The 14,819-nt window shown below is 55.2% G+C and carries 12 protein-coding genes and 1 pseudogene; 8 read left to right on the top strand and 5 right to left on the bottom strand.

Annotation, left to right across the window (positions count from 1 at the left end):
• Nucleotides 1-96 precede the first annotated feature (96 nt).
• Both HOO88_02100 and HOO88_02095 read right to left on the bottom strand, forming a co-directional pair.
• Nucleotides 97-2,124, bottom strand: a complete 2,028-nt coding sequence (locus HOO88_02100) for a hypothetical protein (GenBank protein ID NOU35558.1) — start codon at nucleotides 2,122-2,124, stop codon at nucleotides 97-99.
• Nucleotides 2,121-3,449: a hypothetical protein gene (locus HOO88_02095; GenBank protein NOU35557.1), complete on the bottom strand. Its 1,329-nt coding sequence runs from the start codon at nucleotides 3,447-3,449 to the stop codon at nucleotides 2,121-2,123. The genes HOO88_02100 and HOO88_02095 overlap by 4 nt, the downstream gene beginning before the upstream one ends.
• A 166-nt stretch (nucleotides 3,450-3,615) precedes the next feature.
• Here HOO88_02095 and HOO88_02090 point away from each other — a divergent pair, with 166 nt between their 5' ends.
• The 4 genes from HOO88_02090 (at nucleotide 3,616) to HOO88_02075 (ending at nucleotide 9,215) form a co-directional block, all read left to right on the top strand.
• Entirely contained in the window at nucleotides 3,616-5,208 is a 1,593-nt protein-coding gene (locus HOO88_02090; GenBank protein ID NOU35556.1) for a nitrite/sulfite reductase, read from the top strand.
• Between the two features lie 26 nt (nucleotides 5,209-5,234).
• The gene (locus HOO88_02085; GenBank protein NOU35555.1) at nucleotides 5,235-6,041 is read left to right on the top strand and encodes a GxxExxY protein; all 807 of its coding nucleotides are present in this window, start codon (nucleotides 5,235-5,237) and stop codon (nucleotides 6,039-6,041) included.
• Between the two features lie 47 nt (nucleotides 6,042-6,088).
• Nucleotides 6,089-8,116, top strand: a complete 2,028-nt coding sequence (locus tag HOO88_02080; protein ID NOU35554.1) for an FAD-dependent oxidoreductase — start codon at nucleotides 6,089-6,091, stop codon at nucleotides 8,114-8,116.
• Between the two features lie 181 nt (nucleotides 8,117-8,297).
• Nucleotides 8,298-9,215: a restriction endonuclease gene (locus tag HOO88_02075; protein ID NOU35553.1), complete on the top strand. Its 918-nt coding sequence runs from the start codon at nucleotides 8,298-8,300 to the stop codon at nucleotides 9,213-9,215.
• A 97-nt stretch (nucleotides 9,216-9,312) separates the two neighbouring features.
• Here HOO88_02075 and cysN read toward each other — a convergent pair whose 3' ends face one another.
• From cysN to HOO88_02060, 3 genes are read right to left on the bottom strand one after another with little or no spacing between them, the layout of a single operon-like run.
• The gene (gene cysN, locus HOO88_02070; protein NOU35552.1) at nucleotides 9,313-11,142 is read right to left on the bottom strand and encodes a sulfate adenylyltransferase subunit CysN; all 1,830 of its coding nucleotides are present in this window, start codon (nucleotides 11,140-11,142) and stop codon (nucleotides 9,313-9,315) included.
• Complete coding sequence (gene cysD / locus HOO88_02065) at nucleotides 11,142-12,050, bottom strand: sulfate adenylyltransferase subunit CysD (protein NOU35551.1); 909 nt, start codon at nucleotides 12,048-12,050, stop codon at nucleotides 11,142-11,144. The genes cysN and cysD overlap by 1 nt, the downstream gene beginning before the upstream one ends.
• Nucleotides 12,043-12,786, bottom strand: coding sequence for a phosphoadenylyl-sulfate reductase (locus HOO88_02060; protein ID NOU35550.1), 744 nt, complete (start codon nucleotides 12,784-12,786; stop codon nucleotides 12,043-12,045). The genes cysD and HOO88_02060 overlap by 8 nt, the downstream gene beginning before the upstream one ends.
• Nucleotides 12,787-12,984: 198 nt before the next feature.
• Here HOO88_02060 and HOO88_02055 point away from each other — a divergent pair.
• From HOO88_02055 to HOO88_02040, 4 genes and pseudogenes are all read left to right on the top strand, one after another.
• Nucleotides 12,985-13,545 (top strand): annotated as a pseudogene (locus tag HOO88_02055) (manganese efflux pump).
• Between the two features lie 9 nt (nucleotides 13,546-13,554).
• Entirely contained in the window at nucleotides 13,555-14,331 is a 777-nt protein-coding gene (locus tag HOO88_02050; GenBank protein NOU35549.1) for a ZIP family metal transporter, read from the top strand.
• Nucleotides 14,332-14,373: 42 nt separating this feature from the next.
• Nucleotides 14,374-14,568 (top strand): hypothetical protein, encoded by a 195-nt coding sequence (locus HOO88_02045; GenBank protein ID NOU35548.1) that lies wholly within the window; start codon nucleotides 14,374-14,376, stop codon nucleotides 14,566-14,568.
• A 98-nt stretch (nucleotides 14,569-14,666) separates the two neighbouring features.
• The gene (locus HOO88_02040) at nucleotides 14,667-14,807 is read left to right on the top strand and encodes a hypothetical protein (protein ID NOU35547.1); all 141 of its coding nucleotides are present in this window, start codon (nucleotides 14,667-14,669) and stop codon (nucleotides 14,805-14,807) included.
• Nucleotides 14,808-14,819: the final 12 nt, after the last annotated feature.

Raw genomic sequence — 14,819 nt, 5'->3', positions numbered from 1 at the left:
TAACCCGGGAAATATGCACCAGCGAATGAATAAAATCTACGAATCAACATTGCAGTTCTCTTATCTATGTATTCGTAAATTTTATTCATTCGCTGGTCATTTCTCAATTTCACCTCGAACCGTAAATTCTGCAAGTGCGGCAACCGCATCTTCGACCGTGGCGCGGCGAGGTGCAATAAGATTACTGACGCCGTGACAGCGCAAAGCCTCCGCATCGCGCGCGCCGATCACAACAACCGTTTTGTCCGCCAGTTTTCCAACGCCGAACTGTTCGACAAAACTTTCCACCGCCGAAACGCTGGCAAAAAATACAGCATCGCATCCGGGCATTTCACAGCGCACCGGCTGATTGCGGCAGATCACGACATCATCAACGCGTGAAAATGTTTTACGCAGTTCAGCCGAAAGTTTTTCTCCGGCGCGATCTGAGCGCAGACGTAAAATCCGCGCGTCCGGAGGAATCACTTCCAGCGCCGTACGCAGAACGCCTGCGGTATTAAATTCGCCCGGCGGCATCGCATCAGTCTGAATCCGGAAAGCGCGCAGCGCGGCGGCAGTGCCTTCACCGCAGCAGATAATTTTCGGCAGGCCGCGCAAATCATCCAGTTGCGCCAGCAGACAGCGAACCGCCGACGGCGAAGTCAGAATGAGCCAGTCGTAAACTCCAAGCGGAGGAACTTTTTCCGGCACCAGTTCAATCAGCGGCTGTTGAACCGGCACACCGCCGAAATCGAGAACCGCCAGCGCGGCGCGCGGCTGAACGTCGCGACTGCATGTCAGCCAGACGCGCTTGCCGCGCAAGGCACCGTGAGCGCGGTAGATAAATTTTGATTCGGCGGCCTCGCCGATTAAAACCAGCCCCGGCAAATCCGTCGACCCGATCTTCGCGGCGATTTCATCGAGCGGTGCCGAAATGATTTGCTGTTGTGGACCGCCCGCATCCAGCACCACCGAAACCGGCAGGCTCGGAGAATATCCTTCAGCCAAAAGCCGCGCCGCTGTTTCTTTCAGCGATTGAATTCCCATAAATACCGCGATGGTTTCGCCGGAGCCGCCGTCGGCGGTTTTTGCCGTCAGCACACGAAAACGGTCAGCCGTTCCACGTCGTGTGAGCAGAAGACCGGTTCCGGTCGTCGCTGAACTTAAACTGCTGACGCCGGGAACAACGCGATACGGAAGCTGAAGCGCGTCGAGCGCATCAATTTCCTCGGCGAGCCGTCCATAGATTCCGGGATCGCCGCCCTTCAACCGCACAACGCGCTTTCCCTGCCGGGCGAAACGGGCAATCAGTTTACAGATTTCATCCTGCGACCTGCTGTGCTGTCCGCTACGTTTACCGACGAAAATTTTCCGGGCCGTTTCCGGCAGTTCGGCCAGCAGGGCTTCGTCGAGCAACGCGTCGTACAGACAGACTTCGGCGCGTCGGAGCGCCGCGACGCCCGACTGCGTGCAAAGTCCGGCATTCATGCCCGCGCCGACAAAAACAATCGGTTTGATGAAGAGCGAGCGAAGCCGGAGAAAGCGTTCGTCGCCGGAACGAAAAGTCAGCGCCAGCGCGCCCTGCCCGTCGGGAACCGGAAGATCGTCCGGTGAAATCCATTCGGCGATTCGATCGTCTAATCCCAACCGCTGGAGCGCGGCGGCGGCCATGATAAGCACATCGAATTTCCCGGCGTCAAGTTGCGCGAGCCGTTCTTCAATGGTTCCGCGCAGCGGTTTGATTTCCGCCGACGGAAACCTTTTTTTTACATACGCGGCGCGGCGGTCGCTGCTGACGCCGACGGTACGCGGCGTCAGCGACCCGACCAGCACGTCGCGCGGATCGGCGGAGTCGGGCATCCAGAAAAAATCCAGACCGGCTGGCAATGGATCGGATAAATCTTTGGCGCTGTGGACGGCGCAGTCGATGGACCCGGCCAACAGCGCTTCGTCGAGGTCGCGCGTGAAAAAATCGTCCGGCGCCGTCGTCAGATCGGCGATTTTGTCGCGGTCGCCGGGACTGGAAAAGGGAGCAAGCTCCCATTCCAGACCAGAAATCTTTTCGCGCAAAAGACAGAGCACGGATTCCGTCTGGATGAGCGCCAGACGGCTGGAGCGTGTTCCGGTTTTGATCGGTCGTTTCATTGGAATTTCACCAGCCGGTCGTATTCGTCGCGGTGTGCATTGATTATTTCGCGGGCCTTTGCGAAAAGTTCGTCCGCATTTCCCGGCGGTACGGCGGCGCGCAACGCGCTCAGTCCGATGACACCGGGAAGTTCCGGGTTGATATTGCGCGGCAGGGACAAGTCAATCAGGACAGCTCCGGCGCGCAAAAGCGGACGGTGTGATTCGTCGATGAGAAAACCGGCGCTACCGGTGGCGCAAATGATTACATCAGCGCGAGGCAGTTGCTGACGGAGTTCATCGTCAGAGCGTCCGCTGATTTGGACGGCATCCGGAAAGCGGCGCGCCAGTCCCTGTCCGATTTCGCCGCGACCAATAATCAAAACCTTTCCAACGGCTGGAAGATTTCTCTTCAAGGTCTGGGAAACAAGATCTTCCGTTTCCAGCGCAGGCAGCAACGAACCGGTCACTTGCCGGATTTCTTTAGAGATGTGGAGAGCCGTATCCGTCCAGTTTTGAAGAAAACTTCCGGCAAACCCTTTTTCCTGTGCATCGGCGAGCGACTGTTTAATTTGAGCCACGATACGACTTTCACCGAAAGCCTGTGAACGGAGTCCGGCGGCAGTTTCGGCCAGCCGACAGAAAGCGTCCATTCCTCTGGAGACAAAAACGTCGGACGTTTTCCGTAAAACAGTTTCAACCGCCGCGCAGGAGCCAGAAGAAATGAGCGCGACGATTTCAAAGCGGTTGCAGGTATCTAGAATCATAAATTCATGAACGCCCCAGACACACGGCAGCAATTCTTCGAGTTCCGTCCGGGCGGCTTTCAGTTTTTCCACCGATTGAAAGCCGCCGGTACTGTGATCCGCGCCGATGACAATCAGATCGATGTCGCGCAGAAAGCGGACGTGGCGGCTGAGGCTTTCGCGCAGAAGGCGCGACCGGCGGCAGGAGCGTCCTGACGTGCTGACAGAAACGGTTAGTCCGTCTTCGCTGAAACTGGCAGGCAGAATCAGATCGCCGTCAGGCCAGTTGCCGTCGGCAGCCGAGCAGAGGATTTTCTTCTCGCGGCAGAGTTCGACAATCCGGCGGTTAAGCACCGGATTATCCGTCAAAGCAAAAACCAGAAAGGCTCCGTCGAGGTCTTCGGGGACAAAACAGCGCTCAACCAAATTGATGCCGGACAGTGCTTTAATCGGCGGTTTGATTTCCGGAGCCACCACCGTCAGTGCCGCGCCGGCCTCGGCCAGTTTGGCGGCTTTCCGCACGGCGACCCGCCCGCCGCCGACAAGCAGACATTTCCGTCCCTCTAAAATAAGGGCGGCCGGAAACATTTTTTTTGACAATGGCGCTCCAGACATGGTTCTATCTCTTTTAGTGATAAATACTATCACGTTTTAGGTATATGACTTTTAAGTCGAAGTCAACACCCGAAAACCCGTGCGCAGGATGAGAAAAAATAGAAGAGTTGGCCAGTGAATTATCCGGCGGCAACTTGGGGGAAATAATTTGATGACAGCACAACCGGAATTAACGCAGGTCGAACGCGATAAACTCGAAATCAACCCGGACTTCGATTTCCGCGAGATTGCCACCCGCCCTTTTGATCAAATCACGCCGAACGAGCTGGCGATGTTTAAATGGAGTGGCGTTTACCACCAGCTTCAGCCTAGCTTTTTTATGATCCGTGTCGTCACCCCTGGCGGACTGATGACAACCGCGCAGTTTAACCGCGCGATTGATCTGGCTGAAGAATTCGCGCAAGGCGAGCTGTGCATCACCACCCGCCAGACGCTTCAGTACCACTGGATCCGCAAAGAGGACATTTATAAAATTATCGAAGGCATGGCTGAAGTCGGCATCACCACCAAGAACGGTTGCGGCGACGTACCGCGCAATATCATCGGCTCATCGCTGGCAGGCGTCGCTCAAGAACAGATCGGCGACTCGCACAAAATCATCCAAATGCTGGCGACCGACCATGAAATCCGCGATTTACAGCGCAACCTTCCGCGCAAACACAAGATCAGCGTAGCGTTCGCCAACGAAGCAGGCGCGCAGACGCTGATGAACTGCCAGGGCTGGGTGCCGGTAAAACGCGGCGACACAGTCGGCTGGAAATTCCATGCCGGCGGCGGACTCGGCGCTCGTCCCTATCTGGCCAAAGTAATTTTTGACTGGGTGCCGGAAGAATTGGTACTGCCGGTCGCCCGCGCCACCGTGGAAGCGTTTCGCCGTCACGGCGACCGGCGCAACCGCGCCTTCTCCCGCCTGAAAATTGTCGTCGATAAGATGGGCGCCAAAGGCTTCGGCGATGTCGTCATGGACATTCTGAAGGAGCGTGGCATCACCGGACTTGAGCAAATCGAATATGCCAAAAATCCGCTTCCAAACATTGGAAGAATGCTACTGAACGGTCAGGAAATCATTCCACAGAAACAGGCCGGACTAAGCGTCGTGCGAGTAATGATTCCGCGCTCGGAGCTAAAGACGGCGCAGTCCAGAATCATTTCGCGGCTGGCCGATAAACTCGGCGGCGGAAAAATCATGTTCACCAACCGTCAGAATATTGAATTGCACGACGTTCCAGACGCCAACGTTCCGGCGCTGCTGGAGGCGCTGCATGCCGCAGGCTTCCGCACCAGCGGTCACGAACACCTGCCGGATATTGTCGCTTGTGTCGGCACCACCATGTGCAAGATGGCGGTATCCGATTCGCCGGACGCCTACCGTCGCCTGTACGCCGCACTGGCCGGTGACGAAAAATACTGGAAGGATGTCGGTCCGCTGCGGATTAACATTACCGGCTGCCCGAACAACTGCGCTCACGCCTGGATTGCCGACATCGGACTGCGCGGTCGGCGCACTCGTAACGAGAGCGGCGGCAGCACCGAAGGCTATACCGTCTTTGTCGGAGGAAAATTGAGCGAAGCCGGAAAAATCGGCGAACCGCTTTGCGATGCTGATTCGGCTGAAATCGTTCCGGCGGTGAAGAAGATTCTGAACGCTTATCTAAAGCACCGTAACAGTCAGAATGAACTCTTCACCGACTTCTGCGAACGGATCGAAATCGAAGCTTTCCGGGCGTTTATTGCCAGCGAATGAATAAAATCTACGAATAAATCTCTGGTATGCCGAAACATGAAACATATAACCCGGATCTGTTGCACCCCGAATTATCGCATCAGATTATCGGGGCAGCATTCGATGTTCATAACGAACTTGGACCGGGATGGGATGAATGGGACTACCACCGGGCCATGCTGAATGCCTTGCGGACAAGAGACCTGACCGCTGAAAGTCACTTGAGCAAGCGGCTGATGCACCGGGATGACCCGGTTGATGAATTTGAACTGGATATTCTGGCGGGAAACCGGGTCATCCTCGAGCTCAAGCACATCCGGACCGGCTTTGCATCTCAGCATTACACACAACTGATCAATTATTTGAAATGCTGGGAAAAAGACCTCGGGATGCTCATTAATTTCGGCTTGGAACGTCTGTCTTACAAACGAGTGCCGCACACACCTGTCAGCGGGGAAATCTGCTTTGAGGGATGCTGGGATTCCATTGAGTCGCAAATGCCAGATATTACCGGGAAAATCCGAGCGTCTTGTAAAAATGTTCTGGCGCTGCACGGCCTTGGTTACGGCGCAGAATCTTCTAAAAAAATTCTGCGACGAGAACTCGCCGGGCAGAACCTGAACCCTCAAGTGCCGGAAGCGGCCCCGTCATTTAACGGAATCGTTTTTGAACGGCGTATGCTGGATTCCGTTCTTATTGATAAAAATCTTCTTCTTTCTGTAACTGCTTTTGAGGATACCACCGCCATGGAGCTGGCCCGGTTGCGCAGCGGTATGAAACATCTTTTTGTTCCTGCCGGAGTTTTGCTGAATTTCGGGAAATCAAAACTGACGTTACGAGGAGTTCTTCTCTAATTTTCCATTCGTAGATTTTATTCATTCGCTGGAAAAACAGGATACCCATGAAACAACTGCTAAATGAAGCCGGAGAACTGATCAAAGCAGACCGCTGCGAAGAAGCGGTTGCCGTTCTCTGCCGACTCGGCCCGCCGGAAGGTGCGCCGATCTGCGAACTGATCGCCAAGGCTTACCACGGGCTCAACCGGACGCGCGGCGATGTGTACACGGCGAAGGTTTTCGCGGAGCAGGCCATCGCGCACGGCAGCGCCGATCCCGAAATGCAGGAGATTATTGCGAACGCCGCACGGACTGATTCACCGCTCAACCATCCGCTTGCTCTGCCGGATTGCAAACTGGGCGGCTGGCAGGAAAAGCGTCCGGAAGGCGACGCGCCCTACTCCTTCTGCGCGCTTTCAAAAACCTGCGGCAGCGCGAACTCACCGAAAGATTTCGACTGGCTGGAAAAAAATATTCCGTGCCAGAAAGCCTGCCCGGCTTCGACGAACATTCCCGGCTACCTCGACGCCGTCTATCGCGGCGAACACGACAAAGCGTACCGGATCAATCTGGAAGCCAACGTCTTTCCCGCCGTGCTGGGTCGCGTCTGCGCGCGGCCATGTGAAGCGGCCTGCCGCCACGGCTGGGACGGACTCGGCCAGCCGGTAGCAATTTGTTTTTCAAAACGTTCCGCCGCTGACTTCGGCGGACAGTCGCCGGTGGTGATGAATAAATGGTTTCCGCCGAGTGGCAAAAAAGTCGCCGTGGTCGGTGCCGGCGTCGCCGGTCTGGCGGCGGCGCGCAATCTGGCGCTACTCGGACATCAGGTGACGGTTTACGAAAAGCACAACAAGCCCGGCGGCATGATTAACCAGGGCATTCCGGTTTTCCGCCTGCCGCGCGAAATTATCACCAAGGAAATTGCGCAGATTGAAGCGCTGGGCGTGAAGATTATCTGCAATACAGAGATTGGAAAAACCGTCACGCTGAGTTCGCTGGCAAAGGAAAACGACGCCGTAATTCTGGCGGCCGGAACACTGAAACCTAATCTGCTCGACCTGCCCGGCAAGGATCTCAACGGCATCCGCCACGGTCTGGATTTTCTACTGGAAGTGAACGAAACCGGGAAAGGCGACGTCGGCAAAACGGCCGTGGTCATCGGCGGCGGCTTTACCGCAATGGACTGCGCCCGCACCGCCAAGCGGCTCGGCGCGCAGGTTAAAGTCTGCTACCGCCGGACGGCAGCGGAAATGCTGGTGACGCCCGGCGAGCTGGAAGAGCTGGAACACGAAGGTATTCCGATGGAGTACATGGTGGCGCCGAAGGCCTACACCGGTACCAGCGGTCGTTTGAAAACAATTCAATTTGTCCGTACCGAAATGGGCGCGCCCGACGCCAGCGGACGCCGCCGTCCGGTTGAAATTCCGGGCAGTGAATTTGAGCTGGTCGTGGATACGGTTTTGCTGGCGACCGGACAGTTTCCCGATACGTCATGGCTCGATGAAACTTCCGGAGAAGCCAAAGTTTTCTCCGCCGGTGATTTCAAGAACGGCGCGAGTTCACTGATTCAAGCGATCGGCCACGCCAAGGAGTGCGTACGCGAAGTTGACCGGTTCCTGACCGGTAAAGTCCGGCTGAACGATTACGCCGTGATCGAAGACGTCACCGCAACCGGCCGTATCCGCGAAATGGATTATGTCGGTCTGCAACCGATGCCCGCCGTTGAACTGTCGCAACGCGACCTCACCACCGAAGTCGAAACCGGCTTCGGCAAGGAAACCTCCGGCGACGAAGCGCAGCGCTGTTACCAGTGCCACTACAAGTTTGAGATCGACTCCGACAAGTGCATCTACTGCGACTGGTGCGTCAAAGCCAAGCCGCGCCCCGAGTGCATCCTGAAAATCAAGGAACTGCATTACGACGCCGAAGGTCGCGTAACCGGCTGGACGCTCGCGCAAAAAGCCGACGACGTTCACCTGATCTGGATTAATCAGGACGACTGCATCCGTTGCGGTGCCTGCGTTTCCGCCTGCCCCGTGGACGCCATCAGCATTCAGAAGGTGTCCTTGCGGGCCGGTTCGCCAACAAAGTAGCGCACCATCGTTCTTCTGTAGCCGGGGCCGGTGGCCCCGGAAAAATTGGAAAGAAAGAGGCGCGGCCACCGTCCGCGCCCTCTGATAGTTCCCAATATTTGGAAAAAGTCTTCTCCCTTTATACCGCCTCTGTTACATTCCGTCCGTCTGTAAAAGTTTATACCCAAAAGGAATATAGCTCATGGCCATACCAGACTATCAGACGCTCATGCTCCCCGTTTTAAAACTGGCTTCAGATGGTGCAGAGCATAAATTCAGCAAAGCTGTTGAACTCCTTGCCGACGAGTTTTTGCTAACCGATGATGAAAAAAACGAGCTTCTCCCTAGTGGCAGTCAGGCCGTCTTCAATAACCGTGTCGGATGGGCTCGATCCTACCTAAAACAAGCCGGCCTTCTTAACTCTCCCAAACGCGGTTTTTTTACAATAACTGACTGTGGTCTGAAATTCCTGCAAACCAACCCTTCGAAGATTAATGCGTCTGTTTTGGAACAGTTCCCGCAATTCATCGAATTCAGAAATCGGAAAAGAGAAAGAACGGGTCTCGAAGATGACATTACAATTCAGTCTGAACCCGCTGAGCACCAGACCCCTGAGGACACTCTTGCTACGGCATACGCTCAGCTACGTAGCGCTCTTGAATCTGAAATTTTAAGCTCCGTGAAAGAAGCCTCCCCGTCATTTTTCGAAAGGCTTGTCGTCGATCTCTTGGTTCAAATGGGATACGGAGGAAACCGCCGGAACGCCGGAAAAGCTTTAGGAAAAAGCGGTGATGGAGGTATTGACGGAATCATTAACGAAGACAAACTCGGCTTGGATGTGATCTATATTCAAGCTAAACGCTGGGAAGGCACTGTTGGGCGTCCAGAAATTCAAAAGTTTGCAGGAGCACTCCAAGGGCAACGGGCAAAAAAAGGCGTTTTCATTACTACTTCATCATTCACAAAAGAAGCCAGAGAATACGTTGCACTCATAGACGTAAAAATCATCCTCATCGACGGAGAACAATTGGCAACCTTAATGACAGACCATAATGTGGGGGTCTCGACCGTCGGCCAGTACGAAGTGAAAAAGATAGATTCCGATTACTTCGACGAGTAGCGAAAAGTGTCGACTCGATCCTCCGGTCAATCATTGAAGCAGGAAAGGCGGAGGGCATAAGCCATCCGCCTTTCCTGCTCACTGATTCAAGCCCGGCTTAAATGCAGTACTCGATAATCACTTGAGCGCGGGTGAGTTCGCGCACAACGGACTGTACGGCTTCTGCTGGCGAAACGTCCGGTTCGATCACCAGATCGACCTGATAATTTTTGAACGGATTTCCGCCGATGCTGACGACGAACAGTTCGTTCGGTGAGTTCAATATTTTCAGCCTTTGCAGGTCGTATTCGTCGGCACGCTCCAGCGAGCTGATGAAGATGAGTCCGGCGTCGGTCATGATGCGCGCCAGTTCGCCGACGCGGCGGATGTGTTCATCGCGGTCGCGGAAGTTCTGTCCGATGTCGGCATCCAGCCCTTCCAGCAGACTGGAGATGCCGAGGTAGTAGGACTGAAGACCTTTATCGTAGAGTTTGAGTTCCAGCCGCCGCGCCAGATCGCTCTTGCCGCCAGCCGGGCCGACAAACAAAACCGTTTTCCCGCGATGCTGGTTCCGGTTGATCCGGGCTTCCGGAGAAACCAGTCCGCGCTCCCAGAGAAATTCGCGCCGGTCAACCTGCGCTTCCAGCGGAGCCCGTTCTCCGGTGGTTGCCTGCGGTCGCTCGATCATTCCGGCGGCAACGGTGTTGTTGCTGATCGGGTCGATCAGAATGAAGCTGCCGGTTTCGCGGCAGTCGCGATAGGCGTCGAAAAACAACGGCTGATGCGTCGTAATATTCGCCCGCCCGATTTCGTTGAGCTGTAAAATGTCGGCAGGCTGCTTCTCCATCGTGTTGACGTCCACGCGATACTCCAGATCCGCAAGCCGCGCCTTGGTCGTGTGCGAGGTGTGGCGCAACAGGTAGGTCGCGCTCCGGTTCATCGGCGTTTCCGAAAGCCACAGAATCATCGCCTCAAAATGAGTGGCGACATTCGGAATATTTTCGGCGTGGACAATCATTTCGCCGACGCTGATGTCGATTTCGTCATTCAGCTCCAGCGTCACCGCCTGCGGAACAAAGGCCTCGTCCAGCTCCCCGTCGGCGGTGACGATCCGCTTGATGGTGGATTCCTTCAGCGACGGCAACGCTTTGATGCGGTCGCCTTTGCGGATTACGCCGGAAGCCACACTTCCGGCAAAACCGCGGAAGTCCAGGTTCGGGCGGCTGACAAACTGCACCGGAAACCGGAAGTCGCCGAGATTACGGTCGGCGGAAATATCCACCGTTTCCAGAATGTTCAGCAGCGACGGCCCGTCGTACCACGGCATCCGCTCAGACGAATCTACGATGTTGTCGCCTTTCAGTGCCGACAGCGGAACAAAGCGGATATCCGGAATCGAAAGTTCTTTGCTGAGCACTTCGTAATCCGCGCGGATTTCTTCAAACCGCGCCTGACTGAAATCCACCAGATCCATTTTATTCACCGCCACGACGACGTGGCGGATGCCGAGAAGCGACACGATAAAACTGTGCCGCCGCGTCTGCGTGATGACGCCTTTGCGGGCATCGATCAGAACAATGGCCAGATCAGCCGACGATGCGCCGGTGGCCATGTTGCGGGTGTACTGCTCATGGCCGGGGGTGTCGGCGATAATGAATTTCCGGTGCGGCGTGGTGAAGTAGCGGTAGGCCACGTCGATGGTGATGCCCTGCTCGCGCTCGGCTTTCAGACCGTCCAGCAGCAGCGCATAATCAATTTCGCCTTCGCCGGCGTTGCCTTCGCGGGCGCTGTCGCGCTCCAGCGCGCTCAGCTGGTCATCGAACAGCAGTTTGCTGTCGTACAGCAGCCGCCCGATCAGCGTGGATTTGCCGTCGTCCACCGAGCCGCAGGTCAGAAACCGCAGCAGGCTTTTGTTTTCATGTTCACTTAAAAAATTTTCGATATTCATCAGAAGTAGCCTTCCTTCTTCTTTTCTTCCATGGAGGAGTCGCCGTCTTTATCAATGATGCGGGTCGAGCGTTCGCTCAGCCGCGTCGTCATCATTTCCTCGACGATCTTGTCGACGGTATCTGCATCCGACTCAATCGCGCCAGTCAACGGGTAGCAACCGAGCGTACGGAAACGCACCAGAATTTCTTTCGGCTTTTCGCCCGGCTCCAGAGGAAAGCGCTCATCATCGATCATGATCAGTACGCCGTCGCGTTCGACGACCGCCCGCTTGGCCGCCAGATAAAGCGGAACCAGCGGAATTTTTTCGAGCCGGATGTATTGCCAGATATCGAGCTCCGTCCAGTTCGAAAGCGGAAACACCCGCACGCTTTCGCCGGGATTCACCCGCGCATTAAAATTCGACCAGAGTTCCGGACGCTGATTTTTCGGATCCCACTGATGATTCCGGTCGCGGAACGAAAAAATCCGTTCTTTGGCCCGCGACTTTTCTTCGTCGCGCCGGGCACCGCCGAAGGCGCAGTCGAATTTATGTTTATCCAAAGCCTGCAACAGCGCCTGCGTTTTCATGACGTCGGTGTACTTGCGACTGCCCAATGTAAACGGCGACGCGCCGGAGGCGCGGCCTTCTTCGTTGGAGTGCACCAGCAGATCCAATCCGTTTTCCAAGCAGAAGCGGTCGCGGAAGGTAATCATTTCACGAAATTTGAAGGTCGAATCAACATGCAGAAGCGGAAACGGAACCCGTCCGGGGTAAAACGCTTTTTGCGCCAGCCGAACCATGACGCCGGAATCCTTGCCGATGGAATAAAGCATGACCGGATTCTCAAACTGACTGTACGCGTCACGAATGATCCGGATGCTTTCGGCCTCCAGTTGTTTAAGTTGACTCAGCTGATACCTACTCATGACTCTTCTCCAAATCTTTACTCCGCACGAATTTCCCGTTCACCAAATGCAACCCGCACTCTTTCTGTTCGGGTGTTTCCCACCACCAGCGGCCCGACCGGATATCTTCTCCCGGCTGAACCGCCCGCGTGCAGCAGGCGCAACCGATACTGATAAAGCCCTGATCATGCAACGGATTATACGGAACCCCGTTTTCTTTCAGATAGGCGACCACCTGCGCCAACGACCAGTTGTACAGTGGATTGATTTTAGGAACTTTGTTGGCCTCATCCCACTCGATCACTTTCAGTTCTGATCGGGTCGATGACTGTTCCTGCCGTAACCCGCAAATCCAGCCGCCTGACTCGCGAAGCACACGCCGCAACGGATTAATTTTGCGCACCTGGCAGCAACGCTTCCGTTGATCTACGCCTTTAAGAAACAGATTGATCCCTTCTTCTGCGACCATCGTCTCCACTTCCGCCGCATCGGGAAAGAGAATCCGGATTTTTACGCTCAATCTGGATTCGGTCTCGGCAATCAGATCGTACGTTTCCGGAAACAACCGGCCGGTGTCCAGTGTGATCACCGGAATTGGCAGCCGGTGGGCAGCAATCAGATGTAAAATCACCTGATCTTCCTGACCGAGTGAACTGGCAAACACCGGACGGTCGATATTTTTCACCACCCATTGCAGGACTTGCAGCGGGCCGAATCCGCTAAGTTCCGGCTGATTTTTTTCAATTTCTTCCTTCAAAAAGTCACTTTTCACAACAACTACTCCCAATCTGATTTGCAGATATATAAGTTTGTTTATCACCTAAGTAAAGTTTAAACACTAAAAATATACATATAACATGATAATGTTTCATGTAAAACAAACTGCACCCCAAATAAACCTCTACAAATTGAGGATTTTATATAGATTTACGGAGCTTAAACCGGAACTTTGCCTATGCCACTACTTTCTATTTTTCTGATCGCACTCGGTCTGGCGATGGACGCCTTCGCCGTTTCCATCACCAGCGGCATTACCATTAAAAACCTCAAAGTGCGTCACGCCCTGCTCGTTGGCGCGGCTTTCGGTATTTTTCAGGCCGTCATGCCGATCCTCGGCTGGCTGCTCGGCCAATGGGCATACCGTTTTATCTCCGTGGTGGACTATTGGATTGCCTTCGGCCTGCTTCTTTTTGTCGGCGGACACATGATCATTCAGGCCATGCAGCCCGAAGATGAAGAGTCAGGCCCGAAAAATCCGCTGCACCTGCCGACCCTGCTAACACTGGCCGTCGCCACCAGTATTGACGCTTTCGCTATCGGCATCAGCCTTTCGATGCTGCGCGTCTCGATTCTGCAACCGGTGCTGATTATCGGCCTCGTCACCTTCGCCCTCTCCTTCGCCGGTGTTTATTCCGGACGTTTGTTCGGCCACCTGAACGAGAAGAAAATGGAGGTTTTCGGCGGACTGGTATTGATCGGTCTCGGCGCAAAAATGCTGATTGAACATCTGATAGAAAATCACGAAATGTTCACCGATTCACAGACCGTCTGGTTTGCCTTCGGTCTGACGCTGGCCGCCGGAATGGCGACCGGCATCGGCAGCCTGCTGGCTTTTTTTACCCGGCGTAGCGGCGCACGGCGCTTCTCATTTTTCCTCGGCGTTTCGACCGGATTACTTCTTTGGATCGCCTTCCGGCAGATGCTGCCGAGCGCCGGGAATGACCTCGGCAGTACGTTTCCAATGATGGCGGCCTTCTTCGGCGGCCTTCTGATCACCGCACTGATTGATAAACTGGTTCCAACTTTTGGAAACCCGCACGAACCGCACCGCATCGAAGATTTTGCAGGAACGCCCGCCTTCCGCCGTACCGGTATGCCCGCCGCACTGGCCATCGTCGCGCACAGCTTCCCGGAAGGTCTGGCCATTTTTGTTGTGGCACTGCACGCACCAGCGCCGGTCGCCATCGGCGCGGCCATTGCGCTGGCGCTGCACAACATTCCTGAAGGAATCGCCACCGCATTACCGATGTATCACGCCACCGGCAGCCGCGCCAAAGCGTGCGGCTTCTCGTCGCTCACCGGACTGGCCGAACCGCTCGGCGCGCTGATTGTTTATACTCTGCTCTACCAGTTCATGAGTGACCGGGCGCTCGACCTTCTCACTGCGGCCAGCGCCGGCATTATGGTCTTCATCGCACTCGACGGACTGCTCCCCGCCGCCCGCGTTTACGGAAAATATCACCACGCCGTCTGGGGTGTCCTGACTGGCATGCTCGCCGCCGCCGCGCTCTCTCTGCTTTGATTTTGCCTTTCCGCCGCACGCGGCGAAGTATATACAAACGACATGAAAACCATTTTCACCGCTGTCATTCTGCTGGCCGCAACCGCCGCCTTCGCTGAAAGCAAATCACCGTCCGATGGTGTTGTGACAAACATCGTAACGGTCACCAATGCCGACGGCACCGTGATAATCAAAGCAGTTCCGGCGAAAGCGGATGCCTACACCGGTGCCACCCGCAAAGGCAATAAGCGGAAATAATATCCTGACTTTGCCGCAAGGACACATGGTTGCGCTTTTGGTGAGAGATCGCCGCTGCCCGCGTGCTATAAAGCTCAAACCAAATTAAAGGAACACCTATGGCCAAACCCAACTACACCTTCGAAAAACGCCAAAAAGAACTCGCCAAAAAACGGAAGAAGGAAGAAAAGCAAAAGCGCAAAGCCGGAGCCTCGAACGAACAACCGACGGATGACGCACCCCAGTCGCCCGCCGTCTGATTTTTCGGTTGT

It is taken from the genome of Kiritimatiellaceae bacterium, assembly GCA_013141415.1.
In the GTDB taxonomy this organism is placed as follows: Bacteria; Verrucomicrobiota; Kiritimatiellia; order Kiritimatiellales; family Tichowtungiaceae; genus Tichowtungia.
This window is presented reverse-complemented; position numbering and strand designations above follow the sequence as displayed.

Excerpts from the sequence above, each read along its gene's own strand:
- HOO88_02050 (NOU35549.1), top strand. The coding sequence starts at position 13,555 with ATGTTCACCGATTCACAGACCGTCTGGTTTGCCTTCGGTCTGACGCTG.
- cysD (NOU35551.1), bottom strand. The coding sequence starts at position 12,050 with ATGAGTAGGTATCAGCTGAGTCAACTTAAACAACTGGAGGCCGAAAGC.
- HOO88_02080 (NOU35554.1), top strand. The coding sequence starts at position 6,089 with ATGAAACAACTGCTAAATGAAGCCGGAGAACTGATCAAAGCAGACCGC.
- HOO88_02075 (NOU35553.1), top strand. The coding sequence starts at position 8,298 with ATGGCCATACCAGACTATCAGACGCTCATGCTCCCCGTTTTAAAACTG.
- HOO88_02090 (NOU35556.1), top strand. The coding sequence starts at position 3,616 with ATGACAGCACAACCGGAATTAACGCAGGTCGAACGCGATAAACTCGAA.
- HOO88_02100 (NOU35558.1), bottom strand. The coding sequence starts at position 2,124 with ATGAAACGACCGATCAAAACCGGAACACGCTCCAGCCGTCTGGCGCTC.
- HOO88_02040 (NOU35547.1), top strand. The coding sequence starts at position 14,667 with ATGGCCAAACCCAACTACACCTTCGAAAAACGCCAAAAAGAACTCGCC.
- cysN (NOU35552.1), bottom strand. The coding sequence starts at position 11,142 with ATGAATATCGAAAATTTTTTAAGTGAACATGAAAACAAAAGCCTGCTG.
- HOO88_02085 (NOU35555.1), top strand. The coding sequence starts at position 5,235 with ATGCCGAAACATGAAACATATAACCCGGATCTGTTGCACCCCGAATTA.
- HOO88_02045 (NOU35548.1), top strand. The coding sequence starts at position 14,374 with ATGAAAACCATTTTCACCGCTGTCATTCTGCTGGCCGCAACCGCCGCC.